Source organism: Solibaculum intestinale (assembly GCF_040096205.1).
Taxonomy (GTDB): domain Bacteria; phylum Bacillota; class Clostridia; order Oscillospirales; family Acutalibacteraceae; genus Solibaculum_A; species Solibaculum_A intestinale.
This window is the reverse complement of sequence record NZ_JBBMFD010000037.1, coordinates 1-11,324: the sequence shown is the minus strand read 5'-3', so window position 1 is coordinate 11,324 and position 11,324 is coordinate 1. Positions and strand designations below refer to the sequence as shown.

Sequence of the window (11,324 nt, the reverse complement as noted above, 5' to 3'; positions counted from 1 at the left end):
ATCGGCGAACAAACAGATTGATGAATTCAAGGGCATGGACATTGAAGGCATCCGCAAAGCGGCCGACGACTACAAATCAAAATTTGAGAAAGCGCAGAAGGATGCCGAAGAGAAGGCGCAGGCTATGCAGTTCGATTTTGCTTTGACCAATGCCCTGGCAGGCGCAAAGGCCAAAAATGCCAAGGCGGTCAAGGCGCTTCTGGATTTGGATTCGCTCAAGCTTAACGGCGAGGAGATTGTCGGCCTGAAAGAGCAGATCGAAAAGGTCAGAGCGGAAAACAGCTACCTGTTCGAGAGCGACAAGAAGGCGCCGGAGGTGGTTCGGCCCACTGGAGGCGTGGCGCCCACTCAAACGACCGAAGAGGCGTTTGGCAAAATGGGCTATATGGCTCGCCTGGCGCTGAAAAAAAGCAATCCGAATTTATACCAAGAATTAACCAAAAAGGAGCAATAATGTATGGCAGATGTGATTACGAAACTCGCAGAACTGATTAACCCCGAAGTTATGGCGGACATGATCTCCGCGAAAATTCCGAAGAAAATCCGGGTGGCGCCCTTTGCAAAGGTGGATAGCACCTTGCAGGGCGTTCCTGGTGACACCATTACCGTCCCGTCGTACAGCTACATTGGAGATGCGGCAGATGTGGCGGAGGGCGCCGAGGTTACCATCGAGAAAATGTCTACCGCGACTAAGCAGGCGACCATCAAGAAGGCTATGAAGGGCGTCGGCCTGACGGATGAGGCAGTGCTTTCCGGCTATGGCAACCCAGTCGGGGAGGCCAACAACCAGTTAGCTATGTCCATCGCGTCCAAGCTGGACAATGACGCTATGGATGCCTTGATGACCGCTACTCTTACCTATGACGGCTCCGCCGCCCAGATCGCCTATAACGGTATCGTGGACGCCATCGACCTATTTGAAGAGGAGGTAAACACCGAAAAGGTAATGTTTATCAATCCCAAGCAGGTTACCCAATTGCGAAAGGACGCCAACTTCCTGTCCGCTGACAAGTACACGTCCGGCGTGATGGTATCCGGTGAGATTGGCAAGATTGCGAACACCCGTATCGTCCCCTCCAAAAAGGTGACGCTGGACAGCGGCAGTGCGTACTACACCTGCCCGATTGTTAAGCTCGAGCAGGATGACGAGACCGAGGATGAGCTTCCCGCAATGACCATTTACCTCAAGCGTGACACCAATGTGGAGACGGAGCGCAAGCCGCGTAGCCGCACAACCGAGATTACGGCGGACAAATTTTATACTGTCGCGCTGACCAACGAGGCAAAAGTGGTTTTGGCAAAATTTAAAAAGTAAGGAAGGCTCATACATGTATACGTCCTACAGCTACTATTATGAGACCTTTCGCGGCAGCCAGCTGGCCCCAGATCAGTGGCCCGCTGCAGCGCGCGAGGCGGAGGCATACATCGACCTGCTAACCTGCCAGAGACTGCGGGAGGGGTCTCCGGTAACGGATGAGGTGCGTATGGCGGTGTGCGCAGTGGCGGAGGTAGTCGGGCGGTATCGTGCCGCCCGTGCCTCTCGGGCCGATGGACTCAAAAGCGTCAGTAACGACGGGTACAGCGAGAGCTATGCCGATGACGCAGCCACGAGCGCGCAGTTTTCGGCGGATAAACTGGCAGCAGCGGACCTGTACCTTCCCCGGTCCAGCCCGCTGCGGTATGCGGGGGTGTAAGGATGCTGGTTGCTGGCCAACCTATCACGCTCTATCACCGCAGCTACGATGAGACAAAGCGGGCGGACGTTTGGACGCGGGTGGTTTATACGGGCAGCTGGTACGGCTCCCAGGCCGTGACGGTGGCAGACAGCGGGTTGCTGACGGCAGACACGTATACCGTGCGTATCCCAACACAGGATGTTATAACAGCCGCTGCGGGTGATATCGTCATCAAGGGTGAGGCACAAGACGCTCCTACGGGGGCTACTGCTCTTACCCGCAAATACCAAGGGCGCTGCTTTGTGGTGACCCGCGTGCAGGATAACCGGCGCGGGGCTCCTGCCCTGCAGCACTGGCGGATCGAGGGAAGATAGATGGCCGGAATTAAGATTGAGACACCGCGCGGCGCGGTTTTTACCGACGGTAAATCCAGCGCGAAACTGGTCTGGAATCAAAACTTCGGCGCGCAGCGCAGCGAAGGGTTTTCCCGCGTGCAGAAGTTTGTGGACAGTGAAGTATTGCGGCTGGACGCGCCGTATATGCCCATAAAAACCGGCATGCTCATCAAGTCCGGCACCCTGGGAACCGTCATCGGTTCCGGCGAGGTCAATTACCTTGCGCCTTATGCCGCAAAGCAGTATTACCATACGTCCACCAGCCGCTCCTATGACGCGCAGCGAGGCGGGCAGTGGTTCGAGCGGATGAAAATTGACCACAAAGACGAGATTTTGAGGGGGGCGAAGAAGCTTGGAGGTTGCAAATAGCGCGCCGTATACCATTATCGAGGCGCTTTACAACTACTTTATCGACTGCCCGTTGATGGGCAACCGGAAGCTCAATGTAGATTACCTGCCCGAGCATGGGGTGGAATACTCCATCGACACCACACCGGCCACCGAGGTGGTGAAATGGTATGTAGGCGGAGGCACCATCCGGCAGTACCTGTTTGTGATCCGGTCGGTGGAGGATTATGCCCCCGATGTGCTGCAAAACCTAGCCAACAGCGGTTTCTACGAAAACCTGGCCGCCTGGATGGAGCAGCAGACGCGCGCGGGAAACTTGCCCATCCTTCCGGACGGCAAAGAGGCGCAGAAAATCGAGGCGCAGAGCACCGGATATCTCTTTACGACAGGGCCTGACGTTGGAAAGTACCAAATCCAATGCAGGCTACAATATTATCAGGAGGCATGATCATGGCAAATCAGACCATTATGCGCTACCAGGTAGCGGATTATCTTGGCGTTGTAGGCACGGGCGGCGACCCGACCTTTGAACTGCTGGGCGCAGGGGTAAACACCCTGGACGAAAACCCGGCGGCGCAGTTGGACACCAAAACCTATGTCAACGACAAGGCAGCGTCCAGTACCATCAAAGGCTATCAGCCCCAGTTTCCCTTCGACACGGACCTGATTAAGTCCGAAAAGGCGGTCATGGAGCTTTACAAGATCGGCCGGGACGAGCTGACCGGCGCTGATGCAGAGCGGGATTACATCCGTGTGGAACTCTTTGAACCAGCAGCCAGCAAGGAAAACACTTACAAGGCCCGCAAATTCAGAGTAGCGGTAGAGGTGGCTTCCTGCGCAGGCGCCGGCGGCGAAGCCATCAAGGTGACCGGGAACCTGAACAATGTGGGCACCTTTGTAGAGGGCGAGTTCAACACCCAGACCAAGACCTTCACCGAGGCTGGGGCAGAAGTGTAAGGGAGGAAATACGATGTTTACGGTAAACGGCAAGGAATTGGATTACGATATTTTTGATGTGGATAAAGCGGATGCATACGAGCGAGCTATGAATGTGGTCGTTGAGAAAATGGCGGCCCTCGAAAAGGAAAAAGACGGCATGTCCTTTGCAAAAGCAATCCGAGGCCAGTGCGAAACGGTGGCGGAATGCTTTGACACGCTGTTTGGCGAGGGCGCGGCGGCAGGTATCTTCGATGGAACGCTGAATCTGAAACTGGCCCTGCAATCCTTCCAGGAGCTAATTGAGGGCATCAATGAAAAGAAAAAGGAAATTGAGCAGATGGCAAAGACGGCAAAAGCCAAATACGGCGGCAACCGCGCCGCGCGCAGAGCAAAAAAATGAACCTGCTCACCAATCCGGCCCCGACAACCGTAAGCATCCAAGGCGCGGAGGTCCCGATCAACTGGGATTTCCGCGCCTCCATCCGCTTCGAAGAGATGATGGCCGGGAGTCTGCCGGACGAGGAAAAGATCGGCAAGGCGTTGGAGATTTACTATCCCCAGGTTCCTGCAGCAATCGACCAGGCGGTAGACCGGCTGCTGTGGTTTTACGCGGCCGGGAAGGATTCGGAGCCCGGGAAGGGCGGCTCCGGTAATGGCGGGCCTATCTACTCCTTTGCGCATGACGACGAATACATATACGCGGCGTTTTTGGACCAGTATGGTGTGGACTTGCAGGCTGTAGGCTCCCTGCACTGGTGGAAATTTAAAGCCATGTTCCAAGGGCTTAAATCCGACAACCGCATTGTCGAGATCATGGGCTATCGGTCCATGGAGATCACTCCGCAGATGTCAAAGGATCAAAAGCAATTCTACCGCCGCATGAAGAAGCAATTTGCCATCCCCCTCCCTCAATCCGAACGCGAGAAGCTGTCGGCCATCGAAGAAGCTCTGCTAAACGGCGGTGACGTCAGCGGTCTTTTGTGAATTTCCAAATTATCCATTGTATAACCAGGGATATTGTGGTAATATTTTGTTGAAATCAATCACTTTGAAGGAAGGGGTATAAAAATGAAAAAGCTGTTTGCGGTGTTTTTGGCAGCGGTTCTGGCGTGTAGCTGTTTGGCGGGCTGTTCAGGAATTGGCCCAGAAGGGATTAGTTTAGAAGAGTATGAGAAAATCGATACCGGAATGTCAATAAGTCAAGTGAAGAAAATTGTTGGCGGAAACGGAGAGCAAATAGGGGAAACAAAAGACGGTCAAGTATACACTTATACATATAAATATCAAGGAGAAAAGTCCGGATATGCAATTATAGTATATAAAGCCGATTATACTTATGACCATGGTTTTAATCACCTTGGAGACGGCGTTATATCAATGGAAAATCACGGATTAAAATAAAATTAACCACGCCCCCATTTTTGAGGCGTGGTTTTCTTTTGGGAAAATATTTTTTGTTTGCCTCTTGATATTTTTAAATATGTACGCTATAATGTACATGTACTAGAAAAGGAGGCGAGATTATGACCAACACCAACATCACAAATTTTCGCAAAAACATGTTTGAGTATGTTAATCAGGCGGTGGAATACAACGACATTATCAATGTCAGCACCAAAAACGGCAATGCGGTCATCATGAGCGAGGAGGAATACAACGGTCTGATGGAAACCCTCCATTTGTCCGCTGACTCGCGCGTGAAAAAAGAGATTTTGGACGGCCTCCAAGAGCCTTTGAAGAACTGCGTTTCCGAAGATGAGGTGGAATGGTAGTGTATAAGATCGTCTATACAAAAACGGCGGTCAAACAGATTCCGCTTTTAAAATCCGCAAAGTTGGACGAACGGGTCAAAAAACTTATTGATGTACTCAAGCAAAGCCCTTTCCAAAATCCGCCGCCCTATGAAAAACTGGTCGGGGATATGGCGGGCGCTTATTCCCGGCGGATTAACGTACAGCACCGACTTGTTTACCAGGTCTACGAACCGGAACAAACGGTTAAAATCATCAGCATGTGGTCGCACTACGAATATTAAGAAAGACAAAGCGTACTCCAAACGGGGTGCGCTTTTCTTATGCCCTTATTAAGGTGGTGATACTTTGGCATATGACGGCACTTTAAAATTTGATACCAGTGTTGTTACGGACGGTTTTAAATCTGGGGTATCTAAGCTTGGCAGCATTGCAAAAACCGGCCTCACGGCGGCTACAGCGGCAATTGGAGCAGTCAGCGCCGCACTGACAACAGCGGGCGGATTTGCCATAAAGGTTGGGTCGGACTTCGAAGCTGGTATGTCGCAGGTGGCTGCGATTTCCGGCGCAACGGGCGAGGAGCTGGATGCGCTTACCGAGAAAGCCAAGGAGATGGGCGCGAAAACCAAGTTCAGCGCCACGGAGAGCGCCGAGGCTTTTAATTATATGGCCATGGCTGGTTGGAAAACCGAGGATATGCTCAACGGCATCGAAGGAATCATGGACTTAGCCGCTGCGTCCGGCGAGGACCTGGCCATGGTGTCCGATATTGTAACCGATGCATTGACCGCCTTTGGTATGGAGGCCAAAGACAGCGGCCATTTCGCGGACGTATTGGCCGCGGCTGCCAGTAACTCAAACACCAACGTCGGCAAAATGGGCTACACCTTCAAATATGTCGCCCCGATTGCCGGAGCCATGAAATACAGTATCGAGGATACCGCCGTAGCTATTGGTCTTATGGCCAACGCAGGCATCAAGGGCGAACAGGCGGGCACCTCCCTGCGTGGTATGTTGACTCGACTTGTCAAGCCTACAGATGCAGTGGCCGGAGCCATGGAAGAGCTGGGCATCTGCATGACCAACGCAGACGGGTCCATGCGCCCCCTAGATGATGTCATCGGCGATCTCCGCACCAGCTTTTCTAAACTAAGTGACAGCGAAAAAACCTACTATGCCGCCACCATTGCAGGCCAGGAGGCCATGTCCGGCATGCTGGCTATTGTCAACGCCAGTGAGAGCGATTTTAACAAGCTGACTGCTGCGATCAATGGGGCAGACGGCGCCGCCAAAACTACGGCGGAAACTATGCAGGACAATCTCAAAGGCGCTATAGAGGAGTTGTCCGGCAGCGTGGAAACGCTGGGCCTGGAAATATACGAGGAACTACAAACCCCGCTGAAAGAAGCGGCCCTGAAAGGTGTAGAATACGTCAATCAAATCACCGAGGCTTTTCAAAGCGGTGGCCTTGAAGCGGCAGTCATGGAGGCTGGCAACATCTTCGGGGAGCTGGCGGTGAAAGCCGCCGAGCAGGCCCCCAAGATGATTGATGCAGCAGTAAACTTCGTCCAGTCGTTTATACAGGGCATTGCAGACAATAAGGATAAGCTATTGACGGCTGCGAAAAATATCGTTTCCGCTTTGGTGAACGGTCTAGTTAAGCTTTTGCCTAAAGAGATCCAGAAACCGGTTAAAGAAACGATAGACATTCTCAAAAAATCCTTCCAGGACGGCGGCTTGCGTTCAGCAATCAACACCGTCAGAACCACCCTGCAAAACCTGGGGAAGGTCGTCACGAATTTGGCAAAGGCTCTTCTTCCGCCGTTGGCAAAAGCGGTGGATTTCCTGGCGGATAATCTGGACATCCTCTTGCCTCTCGTTACGGGTATTGTGGCTGCCCTTAAAACAATGTCTATCGTCAAGAGTATTACTACCTGGGTGACCGGTTTAAAGACCGCTCTGGGGCTTGCTACTGTTGCAACGCAGGGCGCAACAACTGCACAACTGGCACTAAATGGCGCTATGAGTGCAAATCCGATCGGCATTGTTATTGGTTTAGTCGGAGGATTAGCCACTGCTTTAGGCACCTTGTGGGCAACAACAGATCAAGCTACCGAATCTACCGACCGATACAACGAAAGCTTTTCCGGGCTCTCCGACTCATTTTCGGACATCGGAGAGGGAATTGCTAATTTTCACAGCAGTTTATCCCAGGCCGGGGACTATTTGGATGCCTTTGACGATACCATGTTTACCACGGCCGAAGCCCAGCAAGCCTTGGCAGATAACATGCAAGCGGTCCAAGACGGCATTACGACTATTTGCAGAACGGCGGCCAAAGAGCGGCGCGGGTATACCGCCGAGGAAATCACACAACTGGGTGAATATTTTGACCAGCTAAATGAGCTTACGAAGCAGCAATTGGACGTCCAGCTTCGTAAGCTCGAAACCGTTCAGAATGTGTCTATTGAAGAAGCTAGGACTTTCGAGGGCACCAGCAGCGAGTACCTTGCGCAAGCAAAGAAGCAGATAAACACCGTCAAGCAGCAACGCGACGCTGTTATAGATCTGGCCGAGCAACAATACGTGGCGGAACTTGCGCTGCTCGAGCAAGCTTACAAGGATAGAGGTGCAATATCCGCTGCTGAATATGAGACACGAAAAAAACAGGCGGAAGAGGATAGAGACCGCGCCATTCAAACGGCAAAAGAACAGTGTGCCGCCGTCGTTACCCAGTGGCAGGAAGGCTACTTACAACGTGCGGATGAATTTAATGCGTGGCTTGAAAAGCAAAGGGAGCTGCAGGATCAAGAGGCGGCAGAAAACCAGAACCATTCTAATGAATTGCAGAGAATTGAGAATGAAAGAAATGCTAAACTGGAGGAAATAGACAATAACGCTTTTTTAACCAAAAGTCAGAAAATCGCAGCCAGCCAGACATGGAACGAGCACTATAATGGACTTATTGAGGAAGAAAATAACAGGCATCAAAAAGAGTTAGATGGAATTTATGACAAAATGGGCGAGGATATGACTGATCTCGCAAAGGAGCAAGCCAAGGCGTGGGGCGGTTTGGTGATTGAAACAGACGAAGCGGGAGGCAAGCTGTCGATAGAGGCCAACGAAGCATCCGATACCTTTTTAGGCGCATTCGACCACTTGCCCGAAGAAACCAAAAAAGATTTTGAAAATGCAATAAAAGGGGCTATCGAGGGAATAAGCGGAATGGCCGCGTCACTATTTAACGCCGGAACAAATTTGGTAAAAGATTTCTTGAAGCGTATCACCGGCGGCCTGGAAGAGCAATCACCATCCAAGGCTATGAAGCGTATATTCGGGCTTGCTATCGAGGGCGGCGAAATCGGCGTAAAGGATGAATCGCCCGAACTATATAAGCAGGCTGACAAGACCGCCGCCGGCTTTCTCAAACGCTTCTCTCCCAAGCTGGATGTATCTGCTATGGTAGCCAAAATGAAGGCAGCCGTTGCGGCCCAAAGATACAGCCTCTCCGCCAGCCTTGGAGGCGCGGCGGCAGGGGGCATGACCTTGGGAATGAATACAGCCGGGATTGAGAACGCCGTGCGGCAGGGCTTGAATGGCGCCCGCGTGGAAGCGGATGGGCGGCAGATCGGTAAGGTGGTTATGGCAAATTGGGATAGGACGGTGAGGACGTACGGAAGGTAAGAAGATACGGTGCTTTATCAACAAAATCGAGTACCCACTTTTGGCCCCGCTTACCATCACCGACCATGCCGCAGCCGCGGACACCTCTTCTGTCCATGTGGATATACACGGGCTACCGGAGCCCCAGGCGTTGGATACGCTGTATCTGTTTGATGATGAGGGGCAATTGCTATTCGGCGGCGTGATCGGATGCCCTCAATCCCCCGTGTACTCTCCTTACAGCAACATCGTAGACTATGCGCTGGAAGTCACCAACATGGCTGCGTTACTATCCCGCCGGTATGTCAACAAGGCGTGGGAAAACGCGAGTATCTATGATATTGTGATGGAAATTTACGACCGCATCCTCGCGGCTGAAAACATCTCTCTATCCACCGTTTCCCCCGCTCTATACAACCTCCCGAAAACAACTTACGTAGCACCAGATATGACGGTCACCGCCGTCTTGGACGAACTGGCCGGTTTGGTAGGAGCGGTATGGTCGGTAGACGCAAACCCGGCAAGCACCCTACGGGAATATTTGGGCGGCACGTCTGTCCCATTAGCATTTTACGCGGGCACGGATGGCGCAGTACCTGCCGTCACGCCTTACAAATTTTACGATACGCCGGTATTCAAGGCCTTTCGGTTTCGCTTTGTTTTACCGGAGGACTTTCCCGTGATGTCTCCACCACGCATGTGGGATTTGCAGAAGTCGGTGGAGTCGTACAACCTGCGCACGGTCCAAACCGTCACGGGGGCAACTGGCGTCACCGACCCGCAGACAGAAGCGTTGGTTTACCGGGCGGGGGATAGCAAAATCACCGTCAGTTGGCCCATCATCGAATTGCCTGCTATCGCCGTGGACGGGGTGCCCGCTCCTGTAGGTGTGGCCGGACTGAATAACGACGACAACAGTAAGCAGTGGCTGTTTAGCTACAATAGCGCGGATATCCAACTAAATTCCAATTACGAGCCGAAGTTGACGGGCGGCGAGGCGATAGAGGTCCAATACCGAGGTCGTTTCCAGCTGCGAATACGGCTAGCAAATCAGGGATTGATCGAAGAGATCAAGGCAAGAACAGGCACCTCCGGTATGATTGAGAGCATCGACCAGAATGACCGGATAGACAATGCGGCCGGGCTGATCGAATACGCTGTGACGCAGATGTACGCCAACGCCGCGCCGGAAGAACAAATCCAATGTTGCATAGATGACTGGAATCTAGCGCAGCCGCTTACGGTCTGGCGAATGAATTTCCCTGGCGCACATATCGTCGGGGACTATACCATCACAGAGCGCACAATAAACCTGGATGGGAGCACATGGACACAAGTCACTTTGAAAAACGCAGGACTGCTTACCAGCTACGGTAAGACGCTGGAAGACTACATCAGCGGGCCTACAGCGATCCGGGACACAGAGGTGGTGGTTTCGTCCGCTACGATTTCAGATGACATCTTTTTGTACGCATCCGGGCGAGTGTTCATCCCGTTCATCTGCTATGCAGACGACGGGCAGCCATGGACGTGGGGAGGTGATTATTATGCCGCAACTTAAATTGGCCGCAAGCGCGCGGATTGGCGACGAGACTTACACCGGTGTCGTCTCCAATGTAGCCCTGGATATACTACGGGGGTTATTTGTTGGGAAAGCAGCGATATCCCTAAAGCCAACGCATATTGCAATCGGGTCCGGTACCCAGCCGGCTCGGGCGTCTGACACTGCCTTGGAACAGGAAACTCGGCGCTGGCCGATTACCCAACTAACCCAAATAGGGGCAACTACAACCGCATTGCTGAACCTCACGGGCACGGCTGGCGGTTTAGCAGCGTCTGAAATGGGTGTTTTTGCGGGGGATACTTTGCTTTCCCGCGCGCTTGTTGACATAGAAAAAAGCACGAACGGCATTATCAACATTGTTTGGGTTTTAACCATCACACAAGGGGGCTAATATGGCATTAGATCAATGGATTACCAACACCAAGCGCGTGCAAGCGCACGACAAGCTCAGCGACACTACCTATGAATTCGAGAGCGTGTTTCCTGACGGGGACCCAGATGGCACGCCGTTTTCGGCGGCGGAAATGAACAAGATCATCGACGCCATCAACATCCTGCCGAACAACAACCTACTTCTGGACAGCCACTTCCGGCTGTGGGACGAGGGCACATCCTTTTCCGGGGCATATACCTCCGGCGGGTACACGGCTACCCTTTGGTGGGTCAAAAACCTGTCAGACGGCGATATTAGGGTATCCCGGGTAGAGGATGGGGGCATGGCCATCCAAGCGGCCGGAACCGTGCAGGTTTCCCAGCCCATTGAGGGCGCCAAGCTGCTCAACGGCAAGACCGTGACGCTGTCCTGGTCGGTGAACGGCGTGGAGCATGCAAAAACCTATGTATTCAGCGCCTCCGCCACCAACGCTGCCACGGTGGAGCTAACCGGGGGCGGCACGATCAACTGGGTCAAGCTGGAGCTCGGGGAAAGCGCGACGCCCTGCGTGCCCAGACCGCTCACCCAGGAAAAACAGCTGGCACTGCGGTATTT

Annotated in this window: 16 protein-coding genes; all 16 read left to right on the top strand. The window is 52.9% G+C overall.

Features of this window, described 5'->3' with window-relative positions; genetic code table 11:
• Positions 1–454 (top strand): phage scaffolding protein (locus tag WMO26_RS12825; protein ID WP_349220982.1); only part of this gene is annotated, 454 nt, incomplete at its 5' end.
• Positions 455–457: 3 nt separating this feature from the next.
• Positions 458–1,315 carry a N4-gp56 family major capsid protein gene (locus tag WMO26_RS12820; protein ID WP_349220980.1) on the top strand — a complete coding sequence of 286 codons (858 nt, stop codon included), beginning with the start codon at positions 458–460 and terminating at the stop codon, positions 1,313–1,315.
• A gap of 13 nt (positions 1,316–1,328) precedes the next feature.
• Positions 1,329–1,694, top strand: a complete 366-nt coding sequence (locus tag WMO26_RS12815) for a head-tail connector protein (RefSeq protein ID WP_349220978.1) — start codon at positions 1,329–1,331, stop codon at positions 1,692–1,694.
• Positions 1,695–1,696: 2 nt separating this feature from the next.
• Positions 1,697–2,050: a DUF6751 family protein gene (locus WMO26_RS12810; protein ID WP_349220976.1), complete on the top strand. Its 354-nt coding sequence runs from the start codon at positions 1,697–1,699 to the stop codon at positions 2,048–2,050.
• Entirely contained in the window at positions 2,051–2,440 is a 390-nt protein-coding gene (locus tag WMO26_RS12805) for a hypothetical protein (protein WP_349220975.1), read from the top strand. It abuts the gene before it with no gap.
• Entirely contained in the window at positions 2,424–2,867 is a 444-nt protein-coding gene (locus tag WMO26_RS12800; RefSeq protein WP_349220973.1) for a hypothetical protein, read from the top strand. Before WMO26_RS12805 ends, WMO26_RS12800 begins: the two co-directional genes overlap by 17 nt.
• Positions 2,868–2,869: 2 nt before the next feature.
• On the top strand, positions 2,870–3,376 hold the full coding sequence (locus WMO26_RS12795; RefSeq protein WP_349220971.1) for a hypothetical protein: 507 nt from the start codon (positions 2,870–2,872) through the stop codon (positions 3,374–3,376).
• A 13-nt stretch (positions 3,377–3,389) separates the two neighbouring features.
• A complete protein-coding gene (locus tag WMO26_RS12790; RefSeq protein WP_349220969.1) occupies positions 3,390–3,758 on the top strand; it encodes a DUF6673 family protein in 369 nt (122 codons plus the stop codon).
• Positions 3,755–4,342, top strand: a complete 588-nt coding sequence (locus WMO26_RS12785) for a bacteriophage Gp15 family protein (RefSeq protein WP_349220968.1) — start codon at positions 3,755–3,757, stop codon at positions 4,340–4,342. Before WMO26_RS12790 ends, WMO26_RS12785 begins: the two co-directional genes overlap by 4 nt.
• An 84-nt stretch (positions 4,343–4,426) precedes the next feature.
• Positions 4,427–4,759, top strand: a complete 333-nt coding sequence (locus WMO26_RS12780) for a hypothetical protein (protein WP_349220966.1) — start codon at positions 4,427–4,429, stop codon at positions 4,757–4,759.
• A 122-nt stretch (positions 4,760–4,881) separates the two neighbouring features.
• Positions 4,882–5,130 carry a type II toxin-antitoxin system Phd/YefM family antitoxin gene (locus WMO26_RS12775; RefSeq protein ID WP_349220964.1) on the top strand — a complete coding sequence of 83 codons (249 nt, stop codon included), beginning with the start codon at positions 4,882–4,884 and terminating at the stop codon, positions 5,128–5,130.
• On the top strand, positions 5,124–5,393 hold the full coding sequence (locus tag WMO26_RS12770) for a Txe/YoeB family addiction module toxin (protein WP_349220962.1): 270 nt from the start codon (positions 5,124–5,126) through the stop codon (positions 5,391–5,393). The genes WMO26_RS12775 and WMO26_RS12770 overlap by 7 nt, the downstream gene beginning before the upstream one ends.
• Positions 5,394–5,457: 64 nt before the next feature.
• On the top strand, positions 5,458–8,793 hold the full coding sequence (locus tag WMO26_RS12765) for a phage tail tape measure protein (RefSeq protein WP_349220960.1): 3,336 nt from the start codon (positions 5,458–5,460) through the stop codon (positions 8,791–8,793).
• Between the two features lie 130 nt (positions 8,794–8,923).
• A complete protein-coding gene (locus WMO26_RS12760) occupies positions 8,924–10,333 on the top strand; it encodes a hypothetical protein (protein ID WP_349220958.1) in 1,410 nt (469 codons plus the stop codon).
• Positions 10,320–10,727, top strand: a complete 408-nt coding sequence (locus WMO26_RS12755) for a hypothetical protein (RefSeq protein WP_349220956.1) — start codon at positions 10,320–10,322, stop codon at positions 10,725–10,727. The genes WMO26_RS12760 and WMO26_RS12755 overlap by 14 nt, the downstream gene beginning before the upstream one ends.
• A gap of 1 nt (position 10,728) precedes the next feature.
• Positions 10,729–11,324, top strand: a 596-nt coding sequence (locus WMO26_RS12750; RefSeq protein ID WP_349220955.1) for a hypothetical protein, incomplete at its 3' end; no start/stop codon positions are given.